At 67.7% G+C, this 25133-nt stretch carries 23 protein-coding genes; 11 read left to right on the forward strand and 12 right to left on the reverse strand.

The features are described 5' to 3' along the window. Window position 1: 1 nt before the first annotated feature. A complete protein-coding gene (locus tag TEF_14775) occupies window positions 2–1420 on the forward strand; it encodes an aspartate kinase (protein ANK81917.1) in 1419 nt (472 codons plus the stop codon). Here TEF_14775 and TEF_14780 read toward each other — a convergent pair. Continuing rightward, entirely contained in the window at window positions 1417–3294 is a 1878-nt protein-coding gene (locus tag TEF_14780; protein ID ANK81918.1) for a hypothetical protein, read from the reverse strand. The two genes, TEF_14775 and TEF_14780, sit on opposite strands and share 4 nt — an antisense overlap. A gap of 167 nt (window positions 3295–3461) precedes the next feature. Here TEF_14780 and TEF_14785 point away from each other — a divergent pair, with 167 nt between their 5' ends. After that, window positions 3462–3716: a hypothetical protein gene (locus TEF_14785; GenBank protein ANK81919.1), complete on the forward strand. Its 255-nt coding sequence runs from the start codon at window positions 3462–3464 to the stop codon at window positions 3714–3716. Here the strand turns inward: TEF_14785 and TEF_14790 are convergent. Then, entirely contained in the window at window positions 3713–4627 is a 915-nt protein-coding gene (locus TEF_14790) for a hypothetical protein (GenBank protein ANK81920.1), read from the reverse strand. The genes TEF_14785 and TEF_14790 overlap by 4 nt on opposite strands. Before the next feature lie 95 nt (window positions 4628–4722). Here TEF_14790 and TEF_14795 point away from each other — a divergent pair, with 95 nt between their 5' ends. From TEF_14795 to TEF_14810, 4 genes are all read left to right on the forward strand, one after another. Next, window positions 4723–6969 (forward strand): hypothetical protein, encoded by a 2247-nt coding sequence (locus TEF_14795; GenBank protein ID ANK81921.1) that lies wholly within the window; start codon window positions 4723–4725, stop codon window positions 6967–6969. Further along, complete coding sequence (locus tag TEF_14800) at window positions 6966–7421, forward strand: thioesterase (protein ANK81922.1); 456 nt, start codon at window positions 6966–6968, stop codon at window positions 7419–7421. The genes TEF_14795 and TEF_14800 overlap by 4 nt, the downstream gene beginning before the upstream one ends. Window positions 7422–7495: 74 nt before the next feature. Further along, window positions 7496–8299: a hypothetical protein gene (locus TEF_14805; protein ANK81923.1), complete on the forward strand. Its 804-nt coding sequence runs from the start codon at window positions 7496–7498 to the stop codon at window positions 8297–8299. A 19-nt stretch (window positions 8300–8318) separates the two neighbouring features. Beyond that, window positions 8319–9128 carry a formate transporter FocA gene (locus TEF_14810; protein ID ANK81924.1) on the forward strand — a complete coding sequence of 270 codons (810 nt, stop codon included), beginning with the start codon at window positions 8319–8321 and terminating at the stop codon, window positions 9126–9128. A 13-nt stretch (window positions 9129–9141) separates the two neighbouring features. Here TEF_14810 and TEF_14815 read toward each other — a convergent pair whose 3' ends face one another. The 4 genes from TEF_14815 to TEF_14830 form a co-directional block, all read right to left on the reverse strand. Beyond that, window positions 9142–10713, reverse strand: coding sequence for a hypothetical protein (locus TEF_14815; GenBank protein ID ANK81925.1), 1572 nt, complete (start codon window positions 10711–10713; stop codon window positions 9142–9144). A 136-nt stretch (window positions 10714–10849) separates the two neighbouring features. After that, window positions 10850–11719, reverse strand: coding sequence for a hypothetical protein (locus TEF_14820; GenBank protein ANK81926.1), 870 nt, complete (start codon window positions 11717–11719; stop codon window positions 10850–10852). A gap of 95 nt (window positions 11720–11814) precedes the next feature. Next, the gene (locus tag TEF_14825; protein ID ANK81927.1) at window positions 11815–12714 is read right to left on the reverse strand and encodes a pirin; all 900 of its coding nucleotides are present in this window, start codon (window positions 12712–12714) and stop codon (window positions 11815–11817) included. After that, a complete protein-coding gene (locus tag TEF_14830; protein ID ANK81928.1) occupies window positions 12683–13696 on the reverse strand; it encodes a hypothetical protein in 1014 nt (337 codons plus the stop codon). The genes TEF_14825 and TEF_14830 overlap by 32 nt, the downstream gene beginning before the upstream one ends. Window positions 13697–13871: 175 nt before the next feature. Between TEF_14830 and TEF_14835 the strand changes: the two genes are divergently transcribed. Together TEF_14835 and TEF_14840 are read left to right on the forward strand one after the other, a co-directional pair. Continuing rightward, on the forward strand, window positions 13872–14945 hold the full coding sequence (locus TEF_14835; protein ID ANK81929.1) for a hypothetical protein: 1074 nt from the start codon (window positions 13872–13874) through the stop codon (window positions 14943–14945). A gap of 8 nt (window positions 14946–14953) precedes the next feature. Beyond that, on the forward strand, window positions 14954–16360 hold the full coding sequence (locus TEF_14840; protein ANK81930.1) for a hypothetical protein: 1407 nt from the start codon (window positions 14954–14956) through the stop codon (window positions 16358–16360). Between the two features lie 69 nt (window positions 16361–16429). Here the strand turns inward: TEF_14840 and TEF_14845 are convergent, their stop codons facing one another. Continuing rightward, entirely contained in the window at window positions 16430–18115 is a 1686-nt protein-coding gene (locus TEF_14845) for a cyclohexanone monooxygenase (protein ID ANK81931.1), read from the reverse strand. A 162-nt stretch (window positions 18116–18277) separates the two neighbouring features. After that, on the reverse strand, window positions 18278–19216 hold the full coding sequence (locus TEF_14850) for a hypothetical protein (GenBank protein ANK81932.1): 939 nt from the start codon (window positions 19214–19216) through the stop codon (window positions 18278–18280). Window positions 19217–19389: 173 nt separating this feature from the next. On the opposite strand from TEF_14850, the gene TEF_14855 reads away from it, so the two are divergent. After that, window positions 19390–19887 (forward strand): hypothetical protein, encoded by a 498-nt coding sequence (locus tag TEF_14855; protein ANK81933.1) that lies wholly within the window; start codon window positions 19390–19392, stop codon window positions 19885–19887. Window positions 19888–19899: 12 nt separating this feature from the next. On the opposite strand, the gene TEF_14860 is transcribed toward TEF_14855, so the two are convergent. The 3 genes from TEF_14860 to TEF_14870 all read right to left on the reverse strand — a co-directional run bounded on the left by TEF_14860 (window position 19900) and on the right by TEF_14870 (window position 22642). Next, window positions 19900–21153: a sodium:proton antiporter gene (locus TEF_14860; GenBank protein ANK81934.1), complete on the reverse strand. Its 1254-nt coding sequence runs from the start codon at window positions 21151–21153 to the stop codon at window positions 19900–19902. A gap of 114 nt (window positions 21154–21267) precedes the next feature. Further along, window positions 21268–21582: a hypothetical protein gene (locus tag TEF_14865; protein ID ANK81935.1), complete on the reverse strand. Its 315-nt coding sequence runs from the start codon at window positions 21580–21582 to the stop codon at window positions 21268–21270. A gap of 94 nt (window positions 21583–21676) precedes the next feature. Next, window positions 21677–22642 carry a hypothetical protein gene (locus TEF_14870; protein ID ANK81936.1) on the reverse strand — a complete coding sequence of 322 codons (966 nt, stop codon included), beginning with the start codon at window positions 22640–22642 and terminating at the stop codon, window positions 21677–21679. 152 nt (window positions 22643–22794) lie between these two features. On the opposite strand from TEF_14870, the gene TEF_14875 reads away from it, so the two are divergent. After that, window positions 22795–23811, forward strand: a complete 1017-nt coding sequence (locus tag TEF_14875; GenBank protein ID ANK81937.1) for a hypothetical protein — start codon at window positions 22795–22797, stop codon at window positions 23809–23811. 3 nt (window positions 23812–23814) lie between these two features. Here TEF_14875 and TEF_14880 read toward each other — a convergent pair whose 3' ends face one another. Next, complete coding sequence (locus TEF_14880) at window positions 23815–24306, reverse strand: hypothetical protein (protein ANK81938.1); 492 nt, start codon at window positions 24304–24306, stop codon at window positions 23815–23817. A 160-nt stretch (window positions 24307–24466) separates the two neighbouring features. Between TEF_14880 and TEF_14885 the strand changes: the two genes are divergently transcribed. Further along, the gene (locus tag TEF_14885) at window positions 24467–25132 is read left to right on the forward strand and encodes a short-chain dehydrogenase (GenBank protein ANK81939.1); all 666 of its coding nucleotides are present in this window, start codon (window positions 24467–24469) and stop codon (window positions 25130–25132) included. Window position 25133: the final 1 nt, after the last annotated feature.

Genomic DNA, 25133 nt, shown 5'->3' on the forward strand with positions numbered 1-25133 from the left:
CATGTCACATACAGTCGAGAAGATCGGCGGGACGTCCATGTCCCGCCTCAACGAATTGCTCGAACCGCTGTTCCTTTCGGGCGGCGACGATCCCTATGGCCGTGTCTTTGTGGTCTCCGCCTTCGGCGGCATCACCAACCTGCTGCTGGAGCACAAGAAGACCGGCGAGCAGGGCGTCTATGCGCGGTTCGCCAACGCCGACAACGACCATGGCTGGCACGAGGCTCTGGACCGGGTGGCCGAGGCGATGCGGTCGGCGCACCGGGAGGTTCTGTCCCACGCAGGCGACGTCGAACGGGCCGACGAGTTCGTGCGCGACCGCATCGAAGGCGCACGCAACTGCCTGATCGACCTGCACCGGCTCTGCGCCTATGGCCATTTCCGCCTGGCGGAGCACATGCTGCAGATCCGCGAACTGCTTTCCGGCCTGGGCGAGGCGCATTCGGCCTTCGTCACCACGCTGATGCTGCAGCGCGCCGGCCTGAACGCACGCCGCGTCGATCTGACCGGCTGGCGCGACGACGGCGACGTCAGCCTGGACGAGCGGATCACCTCGGCGATGGAAGGCGTCGACCCGATGTCGGAGATGCCCATCGTCACCGGCTACGCGCAGTGCGTCGACGGCCTGATGAAGGAGTTCGACCGGGGCTACTCGGAGGTCACGTTCTCCCGCATCGCCGCGCTGACCGGCGCGCGCGAGGCGATCATCCACAAGGAGTTCCATCTCTCCTCGGCCGACCCGAACATTGTCGGCCAGGACGCGGTGCGCAAGCTGGGCCGGACCAACTACGATGTGGCCGACCAGCTTTCCAACATGGGTATGGAAGCGATCCACCCGAAGGCGGCGAAGACGCTGCGCCAGGCGGACGTGCCGCTGCGCGTGACCAACGCCTTCGAACCGGGCGATCCGGGGACGCTGATCGACGATCAGCCGGCGGAGACGGCCGCGGTCGAAATCGTCACCGGCCTCGACATCATCACCCTGGAACTGTTCGAGCAGGACATGGTCGGCGTGAAGGGCTACGACGCGGCGATCCTCGACGTGCTCAAGCGCCACAATGTCCGCATCGTCTCCAAGGTGTCGAACGCCAACACCATCACGCACTATCTGGATTCCTCGCTGAAGACCATGCGCCGCGTGGAGCGCGACCTTCAGGGGCTCTACCCCGCCGCCAGCATTTCGGCACGGCCGATGGCGATGGCCGCGGTCATCGGTCGGGACCTGAACGGCCTGTCCGTGCTCACCCGGGGTCTGCAGGCGATCGCCGGTGCGGATCTGGAGGCGGTGGGCGCAAGCCAGGGCCCGCGCAATGTCGATGTCCAGTTCATCTTCGAACGCGACGCCCTGCAGCCGGCCATCAAGGCGCTCCACGCCGCTTTCATCGAGAACCAGCCGACGGAACTGCGCCGCGCGGCCTAGCCAGCCGCGCTGGACGCCGCCCGTCCATCGCCGGCGGTGTCCGTCGGCACGGTGAGCGGCAGGCGGACCAGGGCCACAGTCCCTTCCCCGGGGCGGGAGCGGAGTTCGAATTCACCGCCGAGCAGCGCCACGAGTTCCCGGGTGAGCGGCAGCCCCAGTCCCATACCGCCATGGCGGCGGTCATAGCTGTCGGCGGCCTGGCCGAAGGGCGAGAGCACCTTCTCCATGTCGTCGGAGGCGATGCCGATGCCGGTGTCGGCGATCGATATCTCCACCGGCCAGTCGCCGCCGCCCGGCGCGGCCTTCACGCGGACCCGGCCACCGGCCTCCGTGAACTTCACTGCGTTGGACAGCAGGTTGATGATCACCTGACGCAGCTTGCCGGAATCGGACCACAGGGCCGGCAGCGTGCCAGCGGTCTCGTCCACCAGTTCGACGCCCCTGTCCTTCGCCATCGGCGCAACCATCGCGATGGCGAAGCCGATGCTTTCGGCGACGTCGGTATCCTCCAGATGCAGCTCCAGCTGGCCCGCCTCCGAACGGGTCAGCAGCAGGATCTGATCGACGAGCTGCAGCAGGTGCCGTCCTGCGTCCCTGATCGCGCGCGCGTGTTCGTCATAGGCGCCGTCATGGCCGACCGGACCCAGCAGCCGGTCGGCCATGATGTCGGCGAAGCCGATAATGGCGCTGAGCGGCGTGCGCAATTCGTGGCTCATATTGGCGAGAAAGCGGCTCTTGGCGCGGCTGGCCTGATCGGCCTCGTACGCCTTGATGCGCAGTTGCTCGCCCGACTGCTGCATTTCGCCGAGCATGCGGTTGAACGCTTCCGACAACGACCGGATCTCCCGCGGCGTCGGCTGCGGCAGGCCATCGACCCGGGCCTCGGCATTGCCGCCTTCGACCTCGCGCGCCACCGCCGCCACCGTCTCGATGGGTCGCGCCAGATGCCGCGCCAGCACCCAGGCCAGCGCCAGCGCCACCAGCAGACCCAGCGCGCCGATCAGCAGCGAGGCCATCTGAACCTGGTTGGCGTGGCGCTCCAGTTCCCGGATCGGCTGCGGCACCATCACGCCCCAGCCCGTCCTGTCGACGCTGGTGAAGCCGGCGATCATGTCGGCCTCCATGGCCGGCGAATAGAAGGTCTCGACCCCGGTTTCTCCGGCGACCATCCGGGCCACCGGCAGAATGGCCGATATGTCCTTCATTTCCAGCCGCCAGGACTCGTTCGGATGCGCCAGAACGCGGCCGAACTGGTCGACGATGGCGGAGTGGCCACGTTCGCCGAAGGCGATCTCCTTCTGGAGCCGCAGAAGGTAATTCATGCCCAGGACGCCAAGCGCAGTGCGGCCATCGTCGAGTTGCCGCACCACCACCAGCTTCGGCTGGCCCGCCCAGTTGGCCCTGACGCCGGTGAAGACCACGTCGCCGTCCGCCGCCTTCGCGGCCGCCTGCAGTTCGCTCATTTCCGCCGGCGTGTAGTAGCCCTCGCGGTCCTCGATATTGAGGATGATGCTGATGGGCCGGCCCGTCTCGTCGACGATGCAGTCATGCTCGAAACCCATCTCCACCAGCAGGCGGGCGACGCCGCCGTCGATGGTCGTGCCGCCGTCCATCGCCGCGATCGAGAGCTGGAACACCGCCTCCACGTCGCGGGCGTAGCGGTCCAGTGCATGCGACAGGTTCTTCGCCAGCAGCAGATGGCGCTCGCTGACCTCGTCGAGTTCCTTCTCGTAGGCCGACCGCTGCGTCCAGAAGGCCAGGAGGCCGACGGGGATGACAGCGACCAGGAAGAAGGCGACAAGCAGCATGCTGCGCAGCGAATCACCCCGCTGGCGACGCGCACCTGCCTTCCGCTTGCTGTCCGCATCCGCCATTGCATGCTCCCGGGCCCTTGCGGCCGGTTGTTCCATGCAGTCTACGCCATGCAGGACCGCGCAGGAAACAAGCCGGCATCACACCGGGCATCATCAGGAATCGACCCTGTTGCCCGGATCAGCACGCCGGTAAAGATCGGATCGGCGGCAGTCGAAGCCACGGAGGCATGAAGATGGCGGATGGCGAGGGCACCGGCATGGCGGGATGCATCGGCGGCGGCATCGTTCTGGGCGGCTGCGCCGTGGTGCTGCTGGCGGCCCTCGCCGGAGGCGTCATCGCGCTCGGCCTCTTCGCCGCGGTCAACCCGATCATCACGACGACCGTTCTCGTCCTGTTGGCAGCGGGCGGCATACGCGCCTGGCAATTGCGCCGCCGGCACCGCAGCGATGCCGAAGGGGACGAGCCGCCGACCGACCGCTAGGCGTGCGGCGCGACGTCCTCCATGAAGGCGCGGAGCGCGTCCAGCCGAGCCTCCACCCCGCCGCGGGCGACCGGATCGAGCAGGATGTGGGTCACGCCCACCTCCGCCAGGGCGCCGATGGTCTCCAGCATCTCTTCCGGCGAGCCGGCGATGGACTTCTCCGGGTCCATCGCCTTCGCCGGATCCAGGAAGACGCGCAGCGAAAGCGTCAGTTCATCCGGGTCACGCCCGATCGCCTCGCAAGCTTCGCGGCACTGCCGCCACTCGTCGGCCACAACCGTCCGCGGCTGAAAGGCGGCATGGAAGGCGTGGCCATAGCGGGCGACACGGCGGAACGCGGGCGCGCTGGAGCCGCCAATCCAGATGGGCAGCGGCTTCTGGACCGGCTTCGGTTCGAATCCCACTTCCGGGAAACGGTAGAACTCGCCCTCGAACGAAGGGGCGGCATCTTCGAACAGCGTCCGGAATATCTCGAGTTGCTCGTCCGTCCGCCGCCCGCGGGCGTCCCAGGGCATGCCCAGCACGGCAGCCTCCTCAGCCATCCAGCCGACGCCGGCGCCCAGGATCACGCGGCCTTCCGACAGCACGTCCAGGCTCGCGATCTGCTTGGCGGTCTGTACCGGCGGACGGTAGGGCAGGATCAGCACCGTGGTGCCCAGCCGGATCTTCTCCGTACAGGCCGCGACGAAGGTCAGCGTGCTCATGGCGTCCAGCCAGCTCATGTCCGGCGACGGGCCGAACGAGCCGTCACTGGTATACGGATATTTCGACGCGAACTCGGCCGGCCAGCAGATGTGGTCGCTGACCCAAGCCGAATGGCAGCCCAGCCGCTCCGCTTCGCGTGCAAACCCGATCAGTGTCCGCCGGTCCACGTTCCGCCCCAGATGCGGCAGATGAATGCCCCATTCCATGGCTCCCCTCCATGTCCGTTCTCTCCCACTCGCGCCAGTCTAGCGGGGCCGCTAGGATCGTGCGCGGGGAGAAATCGCATTCGGGGAGACAGGGAATGCGCGAGAAGACGATTACCGGCTACTGCAATCCGTTTTCGGCAACGCCGGGCGAGACCATCGGATTCATGGTCTCGACCTACGCGCCGGGCGACTACGAGGCCGAACTGGTGCATGTGCGCGCCGGCGATGATTTCAGCGACGCCAGCGTGGGCGTGATCGAGGATGTGCTGGCGGCCGATTTCGCCGGAACCTATCCCGGCCGGAATCAGCCGCTCCGGCCAGGTTCATCTGGTGTCGTCGAATCCGGCGCCCCCATCGGCCCCATGGACGGGCTGACCGTCGCCGCATGGATCTGGCCGACCCTGCCGGGCGGCCGGCCGCAATCGATCCTCGGCTGCTGGGATGCGGACCGCCGTGCCGGGTTCCGCCTGCTGCTCGACGCCGACGGGGCGCTGGCGCTGGAAATCGCCGACGGCAAAGGCGGCGGCCGAATGATCTCTACCGGCACACCGGTCCTCCAGCGCCAGTGGTACCGCGTCTCGGCCAGCTACGACGCGGGAACCGGAGAGGTCCGCCTGAGCCAGCAGCCGGACGGCCTTTCACCGGGCCAGAGCGTGGCCGCCGGGGCCGCCGAGGCGCAAGCGACGCTGGAGCAAGGCCTGCGGCCCGATGCGGGCGAGGCCCCGGTCATGTTCGCCGCCAGCGCCGGCGCCGAGGGTCCGGTCGATCACTACAACGGCAAGATCGACCGACCGCGCATCGCCGCGCGCGCGCTCGACCAGACGGATGTGGATCGCCTCATGGCCGCCGGTCCGGACGAATCCCTCCGCGGTGACCTGATTGGATGCTGGGACTTCAGCTGCGACATCCGGACGGACCGTATCACCGACCTCGGCCCGGGGGGCCGGCACGGCCGGCTCATCAACCTGCCCGCCCGGGCGTCGACCGGCTTCAACTGGACCGGCGAAGCCCACGACTGGCGCGAGAAGCCCGGGCACTACGGCGCCGTGCACTTCCACGACGACGACCTCTACGACGCGGGCTGGGAGCAGGATTTCTCCTTCACCGTACCGGCGGACCTGCCGAGCGGGCTCTACGCGGTGCGCCTGCGCCATGGCGGCGACGTCGACCGCATTCCCTTCGTCGTCCGTCCTCCGGTCGGCACTGCGACGGCGCCCGCGGTCTTCCTGATGCCGACGGCCTCTTACCTCGCCTACGCCAACTACCGCCTGCGCCTGAAGGCCAATCCCATCTTCGGCGACGGACGGCCGAAATGCGTCAATGACGCCTTCCTCGGCGCCCATCCGGAACTGAGCGGCTCGACCTACGACCTGCACAGCGACCGCTCCGGCGTACAGTACTCTTCCCGGCTCAGGCCGGTGACCAACATGAAGCCAGGCGACAACCGCCCCTGGGGCCTGCCGGCGGACTGCAACATCCTCGCCTTGCTCGACCATGTCGGCGAACCCTTCGACATCGTCACCGACGAGGACCTTCACCAGCATGGCGCCGCCCTGCTGGCGCCCTATCGCTGCGTTATCACCGGCTCGCATCCGGAGTACCACTCGACCGCAATGCTCGATGCGCTGGAGACCTTCACCGGCCAGGGCGGGCGGCTGATGTACATGGGCGGCAACGGCTTCTACTGGCGCGTGGCCTTCCGCGACGACCTGCCGGGCGTGCTGGAAGTCCGCCGCGCCGAGGACGGCACCCGCGCCTGGATCGCCGAGCCCGGCGAGTACTACCACGCCTTCAACGGCGAATATGGCGGGCTCTGGCGGCGGCAGGGCCGCCCGCCCAACCGGCTGGCGGGCGTCGGCTTCGCCGCCCAGGGCTTCGAGCGGAGCACCTATTACCGCCGACGGCCGGAGGCCGACGACCCGCGAGCGGCATTCATCATGGCCGGTGTCACCGACGAGGTCATCGGCGATTTCGGCACCGTCGGCGGCGGCGCGGCCGGCGAGGAGATCGACCGCCACGACGTCCGCCTGGGTTCGCCGCGGCATGCCCTGGTGGTCGCGACCTCAGAGGACCACGGCGAACAGATGCTGCGCACCAAGGAAGAGTTCCTGTCGACCATTCCCTGGTTCGACGACCCGAAGGTACGTGCCGATCTCACCTTCTTCGAATGTCCGAACGGCGGCGCGGTGTTCTCCACCGGATCGATCAGCTGGGCGGGCAGCCTGGGCCACGAGAACTGGAACAACAACGTGGCCCGCATCACGACCAACGTGCTGCGCCGCTTCATCGATCCGACGCCCTTCGAACTGCCCGGCGAGACCGCGAAGGGAGACCGCAGATGAGCCAGCGCAATGCGTTCCGTTTCGCCCACCCGTTCCGCGTCCGCTATGCGGAGATCGACGGCCAGGGCATCGTCTTCAACGCTCATTACCTGACCTATTTCGACACCGCGATCACCGAGTATCTGCGGCATCTGGGCTATGACTACGAGGCCGAGGTCAAACGCACGGGCGACGACTTCCACATTGTCAAGACGACGCTGGAGTACAGGGCGCCGATCCGCTTCGACGAGGAGATCGAGGTTGGCGTCCGCGTGCCGCGGATCGGGCGGTCATCGCTGGTGTTCGAACTCGGCATCTTCGGCAAGGGCGAGACCGAACCCCGCGCCGCGGGCGAAAACATCTGGGTCAACACGAACCAGTCGACCCACAAGACCGTGCCGGTGCCCGACGCTCTGATCCGCCTGATCCGCGATCTGGAAGGCGAGGCGCTGGAACTGGCGCGGCCGGTATGACGGCTGGCGGTTCCGGCCCCGGGCCGGGCGCGCTAGACTGCATTCTGCAGAACAGCCTTTGGGGGGAGGAGGCCATGGAAGCCGTCCGATATGTCGACCGTCTGAACGAGAAGTACCAGTCGCTGGGCTTTCCGCCGTACCAGTGGACCATCAACGAAGATGCGCCGCTGACGCCGCTGGAAAAGCCGCTCGGCGCGTGCCGCGTTTCCATGCTCACCACCTCGGGCGCTTCGTGCCGCGGGGAGCCCGGTTTCGACCCGGACGCGCGCAACGACCTGCGGCTTGACGCAGTGCCGTCGGACTGGCCGGCGGACGGCTTCGAGATCAACGACAATTATTACGACCACACGGACGCCAACGCCGATATCAATTGCCAGTTCCCCATCGAGCGGCTGAGGGAACTGGCGGCGGATGGCGTCATCGGCAGCGTTGCGCCCCGGCTCTGGAGCGGCTTCATGGGCCGCATCTACAAGCGCCAGGCGACACTGGAAAAGGCCGCCTGGCTCGCCGACGAACTGAAAGAGGACGGCGTCGATCTGCTGATCCTGGTGCCGGCCTGCCCGCTGGACCATCAGACCGCCGGGCTGGTGGCGCGCACGATCGAGGAAGCCGGTATTCCGACGGTCTGCGTCTCCACCGGTCGCGATCTCTCGGCGCAGGTGAAGCCACCGCGCACGGTCTTCGTCAATTTTCCCATGGGCAACGCCTTCGGCCGGCCCGAGGACCGGGCCCAGCAACGCCGGATCCTGATCGACGCGCTGGAGCTGGGCGTGAGGGGCACAACGCCGGGCGAACTGGTCGACCTGCCCTATGACTGGGGTCGGCCGGTGACGGTCTTCTTCAAGCAAACCACGCGCGAATACCAGTTGAAGAAGTAGCGGCGCGTTGACCGCGCCAATGCCGAACGGAACCGGCAACCCCATGGACGCCTATACGCCGGCCGAGATGGCCGTGCGCGTCCGCACTGTCGGTGTCGCCAAAGCCAGGCTCCCCGCCGTCTCCGTCCTCACCCTGGGCGTGCTGGCGGGAGCGTTCATAGCCTTCGGCGCGGTCCTCTACACCATCGTCATGACAGGCTCGCCGCTGGGGTTCGGGCCCGCGCGGCTGCTCGGCGGCGCGGCTTTCTCGCTGGGCCTGATCCTGGTGGTCGTCGGCGGCGCGGAGCTGTTCACGGGCAACAGCCTGATGGTCATGGCCTGGGCGGCGCGGCAGGTGAGCACGGCGCGTCTGCTGCGCAACTGGGCGCTGGTCTATCCAGCCAACCTGGCCGGGGCGCTGGGCACTCTTGGCCTCGTCTGGCTCGCCGGAACCCACGACATGGCCGGCGGCGCGGTCGGCGACACCGCGGCGGCGATCGCCGCCGCCAAGCTGTCCCTGTCCCCCCTCGAGGCCTTCGCCCGCGGCGTACTCTGCAACGTGCTGGTCTGTCTCGCCGTATGGCTCTGCTTCGCCGCCCGCGACGTCGCCGGCAAGGTGCTGGTGATCGTGCCCCCGATCACCGCCTTCGTGGCGCTCGGCTTCGAGCATTCGGTCGCCAACATGTACCTGATCCCGGCCGGGATGCTGGCGGGCGGCGAGTTCGATCTTGCCGGCCTGCTCGGCAACCTCGTTCCCGTGACGCTGGGCAACATCGCCGGCGGCGGCCTGCTCGTCGCTGGCGTCTACTGGATCTGCTACCTGCGCGGCCGTACCGACGAGACTGACTAGGTGCGGCGATCGCTCAGTAGCAGGTTGGCCAGTAGGCCAGCGGGTTGGGCTGCCCCCAGGGCTTCGGCTTCACGCGCAGTCGGCGGATCTGCGACTGCAGCCAGCGCTTGGTCTCGGCCGGGTCGACAATCTCGTCGACGCCGAGAATGCCGGCGCCGTCATAGGGGTCGGTATCCTCCGTCCACTGCTCGATCAGAGCCGCACGCTCCGCCGCCGCGTCCTCGGCCTGTTCCAGCCGCCCGCCGTGCACGACATTGACGCCGACGTCCGGGTCCATGAAGGAGAGCTCGGCCGACGGCCAGGCCGCGACCACGTCGGAGCCCATGTTGGTGCCGCCCATGGCGAAGTAAGCCAGCCCGAAGGCCTTGCGGAAGACCAGCGAGATACGCGGCACCCGGCAGATCGACAGCGCCTCCACCATCATGATGGCGCGGCTGAGCAACCGGTCGTGCTCCACCTTCGAACCGACCATGAATCCAGGGACGTCCTGCAGGAAGACGAGCGGGATGTTGAAGGCGTCGCAGAGGCAGATGAAGGCCGTGATCTTGTCGCACGCGCCCGGTGAGAGCGCGCCGGCGTAGTGCAGTGGCTGGGAGGCGACGAAGCCCACCGTCCGTCCGCCCATCCGCGACAGAGCCGTGATGATGCTGCCGCCGAAGCGGGGTTTCAGCTCGAAGATCCGGTCGTCGTCCGCCAGGTAGCGCAGCACCCGGCGCATGTCGTAGGCGCGCGTGCGCCGCATGGGCACCAGGTCATAGATCGTCTCGTCGACATCCGCGAGGCCGGGCCAGTCATGCTCGGGCGGCAGTTCCCAGGCGTTCGACGGCAGGTAGGAGAGAAAATCCCGGATCAGCTGGAAAGCCTCGTCCTCGGTTTCCGCGACCCGGTCGATCATGCCGGTGACCTTCTCGTGCACCTCGGTACCGCCCAGCGCCTCGAAGCTGATCTTCTCGCCCGTGGCGATCTCCACCACGCGCGGGCTGGTTACCGCCATGCAGGAACCCCTCAGCTGCACGACGAAGTCGGAGAAGGCCCCCTGGAATGTGCCCCCGCCGAAGCAGTTGCCCAGGATCGCCGTGGCCAGCGGAATCGAGCGGTTGCGGCGGTGGGTCTCGACGCTGGGCGTGACCTTCACGAAGCCCTCCGAGCCCAGCGTGTCGGGAATGCGCGCGCCGCCGGTCTCGGCGAAGAAAACGAAGGGATGGCCGTGCTCCACGGCCTGCTGCAGCATGCGCGTCTTCTTGCGGCTGCCGACCACCGAACTGGAACCGCGCTTGACGGTCAGGTCATCGCCACCGACCCAGACGGTGCGGCCATCGACCGTGCCATAGCCGCCGATCTTGCCGTCGCCGGGCGAGTTCGCGGCGTCCTCGGGCCGCTCGGAACGGGCGAAGGTGCCGAGTTCGATGAAGCTGTCGGGATCGAGAAAGCGGTCGATACGCTCGCGTGCGGTCAAAGCGCCGCGATCATGCAGCCGCGCGATGCGCTCGGCGCCGCCCATCTCTTCGCGGATCTTCCGCCGCCGCTCCCGGAACACGCCGGTCACGCTGCCTACATTCTCGTCGCCGGTTTCGCCATCGGCCATTGCCGTCCTCCCCTTGGATCGCAGTTGCCGAACGGCCTCCTCCGCCGTCCGCGTCGCCCCGGATTAATGAAGGGGGCCGAGGACGCCCGCAAGGGCCGCACACGCGCAGCATGGCGGCCCGCGCGTGACGGGCGGCTCAGCGGCCACTTTCCGACGCGCGGCCGTCCACCAGTTCGACCGCGCTCGAGACGTCGGCGCTCAGCTTCCAGCCATTGTCCAGCACGGCCGAGCGCGCCGCCTCCATCGCGGCAGTGCGTATGAGGGCGAAGTCCGTGCCGCGGAAGGTGTCGATCCAGACCCAGATCTCCAGCATGACATGGGTGGCCTCATAGCTGGCGATCGTCACCCGCGGCTCCGGCGTTTCCAGAACGCCTTCCAGTCCGGCCACCCGGGCGACGATCGCCGCCCGAACCTCCGGCAGCGGTGCGCGGTAGTCGACGCCCAGGGTGAAGGTCGGCCGCCTCAGCCCGTCCCGGGTAAAGTTGATCAGCGGCGAATTGAAGATGATCGAATTCGGTATGTAGATGTCTCGCCCGTCGGCGGTGCGGACATGTGTATTCCTCAGGTCCACGGCGGTCACCGCGCCTTGCGGCAGGTCGCCCGACTGTATGAGGTCGCCGATGCGGAAGGGGCGGGAGAAAACAAGAAAGAATCCGGCGAGGAAATTCTCCCCGACGCCGCGGAAGGCAAAACCGAGAGCCAGCGCTGTCATCCCGCCGCCGGCGAGCAGACCGGCGGCCAGATTCTCCCAGCCCAGCAGATCGGTGGCCAGCAGTACGCCCAGGAAGGCGAAGAGCCAGACCGGCAGACGGCTGACGAAGTTGGCGTGAATGCGGTCGCCCCGGCGGCGGACCAGCGACCCGAGCGCACGGCCGATGATCCAGCCGACGAACACCATGATCAGGAAGACGGCAACAGCCCCTGCCAGATCTGGCAGGAAGGCCGTCACGCCTTCAAGATGGCGATCCAGTTGCCGGCCGATTTGCACCCCCGGTTCGTCTTCCATGGCCGCGCCGCGCGTCCTCCGGTCTCGTTTGGATGATGAGCTTCGACCCTAGGTCGAGACTCCCGGGCGCGGGCGCAAGGTGGCGGCAGCGACTGTCAGACGCGTTCGATCACACCCATGCGGCCGGACTGGTAGTCGCGGACGGCGGCGTGGATCTCCTCCTCCGAGTTCATGACGAAGGGACCGTAGCGCGCCACGGGCTCGCCGATGGGGGTGCCGCCCAGCAGCAGGAAACGCCCGCCCTCGCCGGTCCCGGACACGGTCAGCGAGGTTCCCGGCCCGAAGACGGCCATCTGGCCGCGTTCGACTGTTTCGCGTTCCGGACCGAAGGATACCGCGCCGTCGAAGACATAGGCGGCGGCGTTGAAGTCCGTCGGGATGGCGATTTCCGCCTCCGCGCCGGCTCCGACGCGCCAGTCCTGCAGCCAGATCGGCGTACGCGTGCCGATCTTCGCCGCCACGCCGAAGGCCTCGCCGGCGATGACCACCACTTCGATGCGGCCGTCCGGGCTCGCCGCCCGCGGAATCTCGGCGCCGGCGAGATGCTGGTAGCCGGGCTCGGCGAACTTCTCCCGGGCCGGCAGGTTGACCCAGATCTGGAAGCCGTGCGCCGTGCCGCCCGCCCGCTGCATTTCAGGCGAAGGCAGCTCCGAATGCACGATGCCGGCGCCGGCGGTCATCCACTGCACGTCGCCGGCGCGGATGAGCTGCGTCTTGCCGGTCGAATCCTCGTGCAGCTTCTCGCCCTGCAGGATGTAGGAAACCGTCTCGAAGCCCCGGTGCGGATGATCGGGCGCGCCGAGCGCCTTCCCGGGCCCGTAGTCGACGGGACCGACCTCGTCCAGCATCAGGAACGGGTCGACCTGGTCCAGCCCCCTGGTGGGCACGGGCCGGCGGACCAGGAAGCCCGCTCCCTCGCGCTGCTGGTGCGCGGTAACGGTCTGCGCGATGCTGCGGCTCAACTCATTTCTCCTCGACGGCGACCTTCGCCGCATAGTCGGGCGGCGTGTAGCCGGCCTGCTTGTAGAGATGCACGGTGCAACCGCCATCGGCGCGCGCCGGATCGGAGAAGACCCACTGCGCCCGGCCGAACCAGCGCAGGGTCGCGGAGCCGTTCCAGATCGGACAATGCGTGCAGTAGACCGGCAGCCGTTCGCGGCCGAAGGTGAGCGGCCCGGCTTCCTCGACGAAGGGCAAATCGCCGCCCTCGCCCGCATAGCCGCCGGAGCGGCGCAGACGGCCGCCGCTGCCGCAGGGATTCATCTCGATGGTGAAGCGGTCGGCCTCCTCGCTGACGGCGACATGGCTCATGTGCTGCTTGAGCAAAAAGGCGCTGATCCGGGCGAACTCGGCCGTAGGCAGTTTCTCCCACGCCTCGAAGCCGGCCCGCTGTCCCTCCGCCAGATCGAGCTGGAAGCGGAGCAGTTCGTCTTCGCCGTAATGCCGCAGCGCCCAGGCGAAGCTGTCGGCCATGAAGCGGATGATGCGGTCGTGGAAGGGCACGTAGTGATCCGTCTCCCGACGCCGCAGCACGTCGCGGGCGCCCTCTGCATCGCCGTCGTCGATGCGGGCGACGATCTCCTGCGCCAGCGCGCCATGCTTCTCGTGGAACGCTTTCAGGCAGGCGGCATAGGTCTCGGGCAGCGCCGCCGCCTCCCCCGCCGCGCCGTCTGCCGCGTCGACACTCACGCCATACATGTTTCCGATGTCCTGCCTGAAGCGGAGGATCAGCGCCGTCATGCCACTGGCCGCTTCGGCATCCGGGCGGCGTTCCAGGGTCGAGACGGCGAGATCGGCGATGATCCGGACCGTGATCCCGAGACCACCCACCATCATGGCGTATTCCTTGGCCAGGCTTCGGGTTTCCCCGTCGCCATCCTGTACCAGCCGCAGCGCCGCCGCCAGATCGCCGGCGGCCAGCGCGTCGTCGACCTTCTCGCAGAGCCTGACGCCCCATTCCCCGATCGGTATGCTCATGGCCGGATCTCCCCTGTCCTTGCCAGATATCTCCCCACGTTCAAGCGTGCGTCCCGGCCAAGCTGCTGTCAAACGGCACATCGCCGCCCGCCGGGCCGTCTTTCGGAGTGACTGCCCACTTCCTATACTGACGCTGCAGCGGGTTTCACCCGCCTGACGACTGGGGAGGCGTCGGATGACCAACCATGACCTGAAACCCGTCCGCGGCCGGAGCGTCTGGCACGGCCGCGACCTGGAAGCGGACCGCAGCTTCGAGTTCGGCCTGGAACCGGCAGATGTCCGCGAACTGGAAGACGCGCTGGCGAAGGCGAAGGCCCAAGGGCTCGCCTATGCCGATCTGACGGCCGACAATTTCCGCCTGCCGGGGCTCGGCGCGACGATGCGGCGGATCGTGTCGGAATTGCGCGACGGGCGCGGCTTCGCGTTGATGCACGGCTTTCCGGTCGACGGCCATGACCTTGCCGATCTCGACATGCTCTATTTCGGCCTCTGCGCGCAGCTCGGTCAGCCGCTGACCCAGAACAGCGACGCGACGCTGATCCACTACGTCACCGACGGCGCGCTCCGGCCCAACCAGGGCACCCGCGGCGTCGGTCTGCCGAAGGAGTCGCGCCTGCATGTCGATCTGACCGACGTGGTCTCGCTGTTCTGCGTCCGCCAGGCGCCGGATTCGCCGCACAGCCGGGTCGGCAGCGCCGGACAGATCTACAACACGATGCTGGAACGCGCGCCCGAGGCGCTGGAGCGGCTGATGGCGGGCTTTCACTGGTCGCGCATGGGCGAGCAGCTCGACTGGGAAGCGCCCTGTTCGGAATACCGCGTGCCGCTGTTCTCCCTCGCGGCGGGGCGGCTTTCCTGCCGCTACAACCGCAACTGGATCGAAAGCGCCGCCACGAATGGCGAAAGCCTGGTTACGGCGGAGGAGCGCGAGATCTTCGACCTGATCGACGAGATCGGCCATGAGGCGCGCTTCGAGTTCCCCTTCGAGAAGGGCGACATCCAGTTCTGCAACAACCTGACCGTCCTGCACGGGCGCGCGGCCCACGCGCCGATCGAATCCGAAGCCGAGAAGCGCCTGCTGCTGCGCATCTGGCTCGATCTGCCGGACTTCCGTGACACCACGGACCCGGCGGTGGTCCGGTATGGCATCGGCCGCCACGGCCTGATCGGCTTCACGCCCGAGGAAATGGCCGCCGGTCTGCACCGCCAGCCGCGGCCCCGCCGCGCCGACGGGGCGATCCGGCTGTGAGCGGGGAAATGCACTGGAAATCGGCGGCGGAACTTGCCGACGATTTCCGCAGCGGCGCGGTCTCGCCCGTCGAGGTGACGCGCGCCATGCTGGACCGGATCGAGACGGTCGACCCGCTGCTCCGCAGCTACGACGAAGTGACCGCCGAGCGGGCGATGGCGCAGGCGTCGCAAGCAGAGACGGCCTGGCGCTCGGGCGAGGCCGGGCCGATGGTCGGCGTGCCGGTCGCCGTCAAGGCGCTCTGCGACATGAAGGGCGTGCGCACCGCCGCCGGAACCAGGGTGATGCGGGAGCGGGTCGCCGAGACGGATGCGACGGTCGTGCGGAGGCTGGAGGAAGCCGGCGCGGTGATCCTGGGCCTGCTGGTGATGACGGAGGGCGCCAGCGCGGTGCACCACCCCGAGACGCCGCAGCCGAAGAACCCCTGGAACCCCGACTACTGGTCGGGCGCGTCGTCCAGCGGCTCCGGGGTCGCCGTGGCCGCCGGTCTCTGCTTCGGCGCGCTGGGATCGGACACCGCGGGCTCGATACGCGCGCCGTCGCACTTCAACGGCGTGACCGGCCTGAAGCCGACCTATGGCCGGGTCTCGCGCGCCGGGGTGTTCCCGCTTTCGGCGACGCTGGACCATGTGGGACCGATGACGCGGAGCGCCGAAGACGCCGCGGCGATGCTGCGCGTCATCGCCGGACCCGATGAAGCCGACCCGTCTGCTGTACGGCGTTCGGTCAGCAACGATCTTGCCGGTCTGGATGGGGGGATCGAGGGACTCAGGATCGGCGTCGACGAACGCTGGATCACCGACGGGGTCGATCCCGAACTCGCCGAAGCGGTTCTGGAAGCGGCGGCGGAAATGGAACGGGCCGGCGCCGTCCGGGTAAATGTCGATGCCCCCGACCGCGGAGAGGCGATCCGCGCCGGCGCGGCGATCCTGCACGCCGACGTCGCCTTCGCGCACCGCGAGCTGTTTCCGGGACGCGAGGACGATTATGGCCCACACCTCGCGGAACTCATTCGCATCGGGCAACGCCTGACGGGCGTCGAACTGGCCGAGGCCCACGATTGCCGCAGGAACTGGATCGGCCGCATGGGCGCGCTGCACGAGGATGTCGATCTGCTGATCCTGCCGCCGACGCCAGCGCCTGCGCCGCCGGCCAGGCTGACGCACGCGCTGTCAGGCGACTTCTTCGACCAGGGACAGGTCTTCCGCTTCACCCTGCCCTTCACACTTTCCGGACAGCCGGCGCTCACCCTGCCCTGCGGTTTCAGCCGCCTGGGTCTGCCCCTGGCGTTCCAGCTGATCGGCCGGCCGTTCGAGGAGGCGGCGGCGTTGCGCGCCGGCATGGCCTGGCAGGCGCGGACCGACTGGCACCTGCGCCATCCCGACGATTCCGCCTGGTCCCAACGCGTCGGCTGAAACGCGAAACGGCCGGCTCCCGAAGGAACCGGCCGTCTGCAACGCTACAGAGGGCAATTGGCAGTGCCGTCAGTCGGCGGCGTCGCCCACGCGCTGGGCGTTCAGGGCCGCGGCGTAGGCCTCGCCGGAGGTCATCTCGATGCCCTCGTAGCCGGCGCCGGCGACCTGCCTGATGCGCTGGACATATTTCGGCGCCCCGCCGTTGTAGACCAGATAGCGCGGATTGCCGTGTTCATGGCCCTCGACATTCGAGTTGTAGCCGGTGAACCAGGACTTGGCCTTCCGCATCAGCATGACCGAGTACATCTGGACAACATGGTCGGTCCATTCCTTCTCGGCCTCGGCGCTCGCCTCGACGCGGGTGTAGCCCCGCTCCTGGACGTATTCCAGCATGTCGCTGACCCAGTTCACGCCGGTCTCGATGCCGCGCGGGTAGTTGGTCGACGCGGAACCGGACTGCGGACCGGCGGGCAGGAACATGTTCGGGAAACCGTGGATGAACATGCCCAGATAGGTCTGGATCGCCTCGTCCCACTTGGCTTTCAGCCGTTCGCCGCCGACGCCACGGATATCGATGTGATCGTAGGCGCCGGTGATGGCGTCGAAGCCCGTGCCGTAGATGATGATGTCGAACTCGCGCTCGACGTCGTCGGAGGTCATGATCCCCTTCTCCGTGATCCGCTTCAGCGGCGTCTCGGAGAGGTCGACCAGGCTCACATTGTCCCGGTTGTAGGCCTCGTAGTAGTTGGTCTCCAGCGGCACGCGCTGGACGCCGAAGCCGTGATCGCGCGGAATCAGCTTCTCGGCCAGTTCCTTGTCGTCGACGCGCTGGCGGATACGGTCGGCGATGTACTCGGAGAACTCCGCGTTCGCCTTCTCGTCGGTGAAGATCTCACGGAAGTTCTGCAGCCAGATGCCGAAGCCCGGCTCGTCATAGAGACGGTCCCAGAGCTGGATCCGCTCCTCGCGCGTGACTTCCCAGAAGCCGCGCCGGTCGGGCTGATGTTCGAAGCCGCCCGGCGACTTGGCGCAGTTGGCGAAGATCTCGTCATAGCGCGAGCGGATGTCCGCCATCTTCTCGTCGTCGATCCGGTAGTTGTTCAGCGGCGCGGCCCAGTTCGGCCGGCGCTGGAACACGGTCAGCTCGCCCACCTTGTCGGCGATCTCGCCGATCACCTGGATGGCGGTGGCGCCGGTGCCGATGATACCGACCTTCTTGCCCTTCAGGTCCACGCCTTCGTGCGGCCAGTAATAGGTGTGGAAGGACTGGCCCTTGAAGTCGTCGATACCTTCGACGCGCGGCATGGTCGGCTGCGACAGCAGACCGAGGCCCATGACCAGGAAACGGGTGGTCAGGGTGCGGCCGTCGTCAAGGCCAAGACGCCAGAGGTTCTCCGCCTCGTCCCAGTGCGCCGACTTCACGAAGACGTTGAACTGCATGTACTTGCGCAGGTCGAACTTGTCGGCAACGAAGTTCAGATACTTCAGGTTCTCCGGCTGCGGCGAATAGGCCTCGACCCAGTGCCACTCGTCCAGCAGTTCCTGCGAGAACGTGTAGCCATAGGTGTAGCTCTCCGAATCGAAACGGCAGCCCGGATAGCGGTTGAAATACCATGTGCCGCCGAGGTCGCCCCCGGCCTCCAGCACGGTCGCGTCCATGCCCATTTCGGCGAGGCGCTTGATCTGATAGATGCCGCACACGCCGGCGCCTATCACAATGGCCTCATAGTGTGTCTTGTTCTTGTCTGTCACCATCTGCTCCTGTTCCTGAATGCTTTGCGGCCATCATCGGCCGATGCGGACCAGCCGTCGCATCTGGAGCGCGGCAGAGGGTCCTCCCCACAGTTTCTGGTCGTTAATATACTCATCGGTAGCTTTTTCTGTCAAGTAGTAAACCACACATCGTTGCATGAAATGCTACGCTGCGTCACGCAACGCCCGCGCGCGGCGGATCGCAAAGCCGACCCTGGGAAAATGCACCGCCACCTCGCCCACCCTGTCGTCTTCGCGGACCAGGGTAATTCCTTCCGGACCGTACCCCCTCAGCGTGCCGGCGACCGGCTCGCGGCCATAGTCGGTCGGCGTCACTTCGACAGGATCGCCCTCGCACCAGCCTTCGGCATTGGCCATGACCCCGGCCGCGGGTTCCGGCGTCGCTTCACGCGCGGCGTCCAGGGCCGCCTCCGCGTTCATCTCCCGCATCTCGCCATGGCCGATCGCCGCGACCCGGTCCATGAACGCCGTCAGCGCCGGATGCGGTTCGAGAACGCGCGCAACGCCGGTGCCGTTGATGCGGATGAACCAGAGCGGATGGTAGAGTGTGAAATCCGCCAGCCCCGGCCGGTCGCCGGCAACGAACGGGCGGCCGTCGCGGAACAGGTCCGCCATCCAGGCCAGCCGCGGCCGAAGCTGTTCCAGGTGGCGCGGCACCGACGCCTTGATCCGTTCGATGTCGGCGCCTGCCGCGCCCCGCATGCGGGCGCGATCCTGATGAAAGGACCCGGGCACGGCATCGGCATTGGCGCCCATCACGTACACCGCCAGGGTCCAGAATGACGGCCCCTCGGCGAAAGCGGACATCACGTTGGCGAGCCCCCGGCCGCCGGCCATGATCGATGGCTCCGGCCAGCGCCGCTCCAGCTCTTCGGCGATCCGCCGGGTATCGCAATAGATATCGGCGCCGATCTGCATGACCGGCGTCTTGCGGTAGCCGCCCGTCAGCGGCATCAGGTCCGGTTTCGGCAGCGTCGAGGGGATTTCGACGCCCGACCAGCCAAGCTGCTTCAGGCCGAGCATGAGCCGGACCTTCTCCGCGAACGAGGAGATACCGTAGTGATGAAGAACCGGTCTGGTCACGACCGCCTTCCCCCGTGGTCGCCCTTAACGTTCGTTCAGTGTAAGCCCGCCCCGGCGCCACACCAACCGTGATGTACACGACCCTGCCATGTTGTTGGCCACCGGCCCGCTCGTCGATAGGCTGCGGACGGAGGAGAGGGAGCCGCAAGGGGGAGACGCGGATGACACTGCCGATGGACCGGAACAACCTGCAGATGTTCCATATCAACGTGAACTGCAGCGATCTTGATCGTTCCGTTGCCTTCTACAAGGCGCTCGGGTTCAAGGTGATCAACGATTTCAGCATGGATGAGCCGGCGGGCGGCCGCGACCCGACCATTGGCGAGAGAACGCCCAATCTGGCGGAGATCCTGGGCGTGGATCCGGGCTCGCGGATGCGGGCGGCTTTCCTGCGCCTCGGCGACGATCCGCGCGCGACGATCCTCGACCTGATCGAGTGGATCGAGCCGAAGAGCAGCGGGGCGCCCGCGCACATGACCCAGATGGGTATGGCGCGGCTCTGCTTCCGGGTGAAGGACTGTGACGGGGCCTACCAGGCCGCCGCGGCCGCCGGCGCGGAATGCTTCACCGCGCCGACGATGCTCGCCATGGGCGGTTCGCGCCAGAAGGTGTTCTGCTGCTACGATCCCGATCGCACGATCCTGGAGTTCCAGGAGTTCCAGAAGCCCTGAGGCGGCGGCGCCTCATTCGGGCTCGGGGTTCTTCCTGGCGAGGAAATAGCGGATCACGTTCTCCATCGTCAGGCCCTGGACGATGATCGAGAAGATGACGATCACGTAGGTCACCGTCAGCAGCAGCGGCTTGTATTCGCTCTCGTCGGGCAGCGAAAGCACCAGCGCCACGGAGATGCCGCCGCGCAGCCCGCCCCAGGTGAGCATGGGAATCGCACCCGTGGTGAACGTGCGGCGCAGGCGCAGGACCGTGACCGGCAGCCCCACCGCCAGGAAACGGGCCGCGATGACAAGAGGGATACAGACGAGGCCCAGCAGGATGTCTTCGGTGTGGAAGGCGACCGCCAGTACCTCCAGGCCCACCAGCAGGAACAGCACCGCGTTCAGAATCTCGTCGATCATCCGCCAGAAGGCTTCGACATGTTCGCGGGTATTCTCGCTCATGCCGTAGCGGACGCCGCTGTGGCCGATCAGCAGGCCGGCGACGACAACGGCGATGGGGCCACTGACGTGCAGGCGGATCGCCAGAGCGTAGGTTCCCATCACCAGAGCGAGGGTGAGCAACACCTCCAGCGCATAGTCGTCCATGCGCCGCATCGCCTGGAAGACGAGCCAGCCCGCCACGCCGCCCAGGACCGCGCCGCCACCGACCTCAACCACGAAGAGCCGCGCCACATCCATCGCGCCGAGCGGGGACTCATGGCCGCCGAAGGCCAGCGCCGTGACGATCAGGAAGAGCACATAGGCCACCCCGTCGTTGAACAGGCTTTCCGCCGCGATCTTGGTCTCCAGCGAATGCGGCACCTTGATGCGCTTCAACAGGCCGAGCACGGCGACCGGATCGGTCGGCGAAATCAGGGCGCCGAAGACCAGCGCGATGATGAAGGGAACCCCGGCGAGAAAATGGAACCCCGTCGCCACCAGCGCCGCAGAGGTGAGCACGCCGATGGTCGCCATGGAAGCGACCGCCCACTTCTCCTTGCGCAGCGCATCGAAGTCGACATGCAACGCACCGGCGAACAGCAGGAAGCCGAGCATGCCCTCCAGCAGGGTGTCGGCGAAATCGATGCCGAACAGTTCCTTGCGCACCCTGTCGTCGAGAGAAAAACCCGGTATCACGGCGTCGAGGCCGATCAGGATCAGGGACGCGACGAGGCCGATGACGACCAGGCCGATCGTGTTGGGCAGGCGCAGGGAAAACTGGTTGAGGACGCCGAAGCCTGCCGCCAGACAGACCAGAATGGCGGCGATCTCGAAGAAATTCACCTGGCGGGCCTCCGGACGCGGTGATGGCGGGGCCCGTCACCGGATCCCGCCGACACTCTGACCGCGCCGCGTCTACGCTTCAAGCCGCGCGCAGGCGGCTCGCGTCGGGTCCGGTCAGTCCTTTCGGCGCTTCGCCACCGTCGATGCGCTCCCCGAGGGCAACTGGCGGCCTGGCGCATAGGTCGCGGTTTCGAAGATGTCGTCCCGCCGCCGCGCCAGTTCGAGGAAGGGTTCGGCGTCGCGCTGCGGACCGCCCGGGTTCCGGGCACGCTCGCGGAAGGCCCTGCTCATCTGCTCCTCATCGCCGTGGGGCGGGCGGACATGACGAACAAGCGAGGCAACCGACCGTTTGCGCTTCCGCGCCTGATCGGCGATTCCGTCGACATTCGGTTGAATGCGCGCCTCGTCCGTATTGATCCAGTAGGCCATGGCTTGCCTCCATCAACGCGTGAGCCAAGGGACGCTACCCTTGTGGAAGAGGTTGGGGCAGAGGGCGTGCCGTTCAAGCCGGCGCCAACGCCTGTCAGACCCGGATATCGACGCCCGTCCGCCTGACGGGCGCGGCGGCCTCTGCTGCCGCGGCCGGCACGGCTTGCGCATCCAGACGGGTCATGCCGCCCGTCGCGATGCCGGCGATGCGGTCGATCCCCTGGGCCAAGGCCGCCATGAAACCTTCGGCGCGCGGCTTGCCGTCGTCCACCGTCTGCGTCCCATCCGGCACGGCGCCATCGTCCCGTTCGTTGCGGGCCTCGGCGCCGATGACATCGCCGGCTGACTGAGATCCGGCCGTGGCCGCCGCCTCGCCAGTCGGGATTTCGGCAGCTTCGCGGGGCTCCGGCGCCTTCACCTCGCCGCCCTCGTCGAAGCGCGCTCCGGCCTCCTCGGCCGTCCGGGCGGCGATCTCGGCCCGGGCCGCATTGCGCTTGGCCGTGGCGTCAGCAGCGACGCGGCGGTCCTGCCCCGACGGCTCGGCCGGAGCCAGCGCCGCCTTGCGGACGATATCCATCTTGTCGACGGTCGCTTGCGGGTCGCCGGGCACCGGACTGGTCGAAATGGAGACATGGCCGCCGGTGGCGTAGCTGCGCCCGTCCGGACCGCGTTCGAATTCGTATTCCGGCGCGCTGGCGTAGCGGCCGCCGGCGCGGGCGTGCGCCTGTTCATGGGCGCGGACCTCACGGTCCCGGGCCTGCAGGTCGCGGACTTCCTTCTTCGCTTCCTGGCCGAGTTCCGAATGCGCGCCCGATCGGGGCTCAACCGTCGGTTCTTCGGCCGGCTTGCGGGAGCGGCTGCCTTCTTCCTGGGCCGCCACCAGCGTCCCGCCGGCAACGGTGAAGCCGCCGCGGGCCTCGGCGAATCCGTTGCCGCGGCCCCGGTACTCGGCGCGGGCTTCGGCCACCGGACGCACGGCCTGCGGGGACGCCTCGCGGCTCGAGCGAGCAGTCGAGTTCGCGACCGTCGCCGAAGGCGTCGATGACAGTCCGGCGATCATGCCGACCGGTTCGGCGCGTTAGAGACTTCTCGGCTCATGCCGCCAGCAGAACCCGGACAGGTTAACAAATCGTCAACGCCGCGCCCTCTGGCCGCGGCGGGCGAATGCGGTCAGGATCGCCTGCGGGAGAGAGACAGACGGGGAGAGAAACCATGGCCCGACCGCCGCTTCGGATCGGCGTCGCCTACGACTTCCGCAATCCGCCGGATTCCGGCATCGCCAACACCGAGCTCTACGGCACAATCCTGGACCAGGTCGCCTGGCTCGATGGCCTTGGGCTGGACCTGGTCTGGTTCACCGAGCACCACTTCCTGGAGGACGGCTACCTGCCGTCATGGACGCCGGTCGCCGCGGCCATGGCCGCGCGGACGAAACATGTCCGCTTCTCGTCGGACATCTGCCTGATGCCGTTCCAGAACCCCGTCAGGCTGGCCGAGGACCTGGCCGTGATCGACAACCTTTCGAACGGCCGGATCGAGATCGGCATCGGCATGGGCTATGCGCCGCACGAGTTCCGTGGCTTCGGCATTCCGGTGAAGCAGCGCGTTTCCCGCACCGAGGAAGGGATCGAGGTGCTGCAGCGATGCTTCTCCGGCGAGAAGTTCAGCTTCGCCGGCAAGCGATACCAGTTCGAGGATGTCGAGATCCGGCCCGGCTATGTCCAGGAAGGCGGCCCGCCCATCTGGATCGCCGCCATGTCGGAGCCCGGGGCGCGGCGCGCCGCCCGCTTCGGCGCCAACCTGCTGCCCCAGGGACCGCGGGCAGAGGTTCTCGATCCCTGGCGCGAGGACATGCGCGCCGCCGGCCACGATCCCGACAGCCGCCGCGTCGGCATCATCCGGTCCTGTCTCGTCACCGACGATCCGGAGCGCGACTGGCCCGCGGTGAAACAGGCCGAGCGGTACCGCATGGAGGTCTATCTGCGCTTCAACCGGGAGTCCGGCGACGGTCTCGCCACCAGCCGGGATGTCGACCGCATCCCTCAGAGCTGGGTGGTCGGCGACGTCGATCACTGCGTCGCCGATCTGTCCGCCTTCATCGCCGAGTACGGCATCACGGATCTGGTGACCTGGGGCGTGCCGCCGGGCATGACCGCCGCCCGGATGAACCCGCATCTGGAGCGGTTCGTGCGCGACGTCGCCCCCCGCCTCAAGGCGGCGGCGGGCTGAGCGCTACTCCGCCGCCTGGGCGCCGGCCATGGCGCGCGGCATCTGCCCGCGGATGATGTAGGCCAGCGCCTGCACCACCTGCTCGGGCTCCCGGGCGACGGCATTGGCCGCGCCGTCGACTTCCTTCAGCGCATGATCGTGCTGTTCCGGATGCAGGGTGATGTAGGGAATGCCCACCGCGGCCGCAAAACCGGCGTCGAAGGCGGCATTCCACTGCTTGTACTTCTCCCCGAAGCGGACGACGACAAGGTCCGCCTCCCGGATGAGCGTCTGTGTGCGCATGGCGTTGAGCTGCGCGCCCTTGCGGTCGTGCCAGAACTTGTCCGGTTCGGCCCCGAAGATCGCGACGCCGCAATCGTCGGAGTCCTCGTGGACGGTGATGGGCGCGCTCAGATCGACCGGCAGGCCGGCCTCGGCAATGCCGCTCTCGATCCGCTCGCGCCAGTCGCTGTGGATTTCGCCCGACAGATAGACGTTCCAACGCTTCTCGCTCATGGTTTCGCTCCTCGTTGGCATGGTTTCCCGCACTATGGCTGGTGCGGCCTCCGGTTCCAACCGGCAGGGCGCGCGGCGGTTCCATCCCGGCGCGCCTTCATCTAGCTTCGGGCGGTCGACACCGCCTTTGCGCCAGGATCCGTCTTCCGGGAACCGAACCATGACCAAGCGAACCGCCCTCGTCACCTGCGCCGAGCGCTATATGGGCCCGGCGATCGCCCGCAGGTTCGAGGAGCTCGGTATTGACGTGATCCGGGGCGGCGAGCCCATGAAGAGCCAGGCCGAATGCGAGGCGCTGGTCGCGGAGGCAGGCCGGATCGACATCCTGGTCGCCAACCTGGCCGAGCCGCCGATGACCGGGCCGGTCGAGGCGATCGACAATGCGGACTGGCGGAGGCTGTTCGAATCCATGGTCGATCCGCTGATGTATGTGGTCCGCGCGGTGGTTCCACAGATGCGGGAGCGGCGGTCGGGCCGGATCATCGCCGTGACCAGCGCGGCGCCGCTGCGGGGCATCCCCAACAACGCCGCATACTGCGCCGCGCGCGGCGCGCAGAACGGCTTCATCAAGGCCCTGGGGCTCGAACTGGCGCGCGAGAACATCCAGGCCAACGCCATCGCGCAGAACTACATCAATAACGACACTTATTATCCGGACGACATTCTGGACAACGCGAAGTTCCTCGAGCACGTCAAACGCAACGTGCCGACCAACCGCGTGGGCGCGGCCGAGGAAACCGCAGAACTCGCCGCCTACCTCGCCAGCGAACGATGCAACCACATGGTCGGCCAGGTCATCCCCCTGGCCGGCGGCTGGGCGACCTGAG

It is taken from the genome of Rhizobiales bacterium NRL2 (assembly GCA_001664005.1).
Lineage (GTDB): Bacteria > Pseudomonadota > Alphaproteobacteria > Minwuiales > Minwuiaceae > Minwuia.

Bases quoted from the DNA above. Each gene is read 5' to 3' on its own strand.
- TEF_14880 (ANK81938.1), bottom strand. From the start codon at position 24,306: ATGAGCGAGAAGCGTTGGAACGTCTATCTGTCGGGCGAAATCCACAGC.
- TEF_14885 (ANK81939.1), top strand. From the start codon at position 24,467: ATGACCAAGCGAACCGCCCTCGTCACCTGCGCCGAGCGCTATATGGGC.
- TEF_14870 (ANK81936.1), bottom strand. From the start codon at position 22,642: ATGATCGCCGGACTGTCATCGACGCCTTCGGCGACGGTCGCGAACTCG.
- TEF_14825 (ANK81927.1), bottom strand. From the start codon at position 12,714: ATGCGGCGAAGGTCGCCGTCGAGGAGAAATGAGTTGAGCCGCAGCATC.
- TEF_14800 (ANK81922.1), top strand. From the start codon at position 6,966: ATGAGCCAGCGCAATGCGTTCCGTTTCGCCCACCCGTTCCGCGTCCGC.
- TEF_14875 (ANK81937.1), top strand. From the start codon at position 22,795: ATGGCCCGACCGCCGCTTCGGATCGGCGTCGCCTACGACTTCCGCAAT.
- TEF_14855 (ANK81933.1), top strand. From the start codon at position 19,390: ATGGACCGGAACAACCTGCAGATGTTCCATATCAACGTGAACTGCAGC.
- TEF_14815 (ANK81925.1), bottom strand. From the start codon at position 10,713: ATGGCCGATGGCGAAACCGGCGACGAGAATGTAGGCAGCGTGACCGGC.
- TEF_14820 (ANK81926.1), bottom strand. From the start codon at position 11,719: ATGGAAGACGAACCGGGGGTGCAAATCGGCCGGCAACTGGATCGCCAT.
- TEF_14775 (ANK81917.1), top strand. From the start codon at position 2: ATGTCACATACAGTCGAGAAGATCGGCGGGACGTCCATGTCCCGCCTC.
- TEF_14795 (ANK81921.1), top strand. From the start codon at position 4,723: ATGCGCGAGAAGACGATTACCGGCTACTGCAATCCGTTTTCGGCAACG.
- TEF_14845 (ANK81931.1), bottom strand. From the start codon at position 18,115: ATGGTGACAGACAAGAACAAGACACACTATGAGGCCATTGTGATAGGC.
- TEF_14865 (ANK81935.1), bottom strand. From the start codon at position 21,582: ATGGCCTACTGGATCAATACGGACGAGGCGCGCATTCAACCGAATGTC.
- TEF_14810 (ANK81924.1), top strand. From the start codon at position 8,319: ATGCCGAACGGAACCGGCAACCCCATGGACGCCTATACGCCGGCCGAG.
- TEF_14840 (ANK81930.1), top strand. From the start codon at position 14,954: ATGCACTGGAAATCGGCGGCGGAACTTGCCGACGATTTCCGCAGCGGC.
- TEF_14805 (ANK81923.1), top strand. From the start codon at position 7,496: ATGGAAGCCGTCCGATATGTCGACCGTCTGAACGAGAAGTACCAGTCG.
- TEF_14780 (ANK81918.1), bottom strand. From the start codon at position 3,294: ATGGCGGATGCGGACAGCAAGCGGAAGGCAGGTGCGCGTCGCCAGCGG.
- TEF_14835 (ANK81929.1), top strand. From the start codon at position 13,872: ATGACCAACCATGACCTGAAACCCGTCCGCGGCCGGAGCGTCTGGCAC.
- TEF_14785 (ANK81919.1), top strand. From the start codon at position 3,462: ATGAAGATGGCGGATGGCGAGGGCACCGGCATGGCGGGATGCATCGGC.
- TEF_14830 (ANK81928.1), bottom strand. From the start codon at position 13,696: ATGAGCATACCGATCGGGGAATGGGGCGTCAGGCTCTGCGAGAAGGTC.
- TEF_14790 (ANK81920.1), bottom strand. From the start codon at position 4,627: ATGGAATGGGGCATTCATCTGCCGCATCTGGGGCGGAACGTGGACCGG.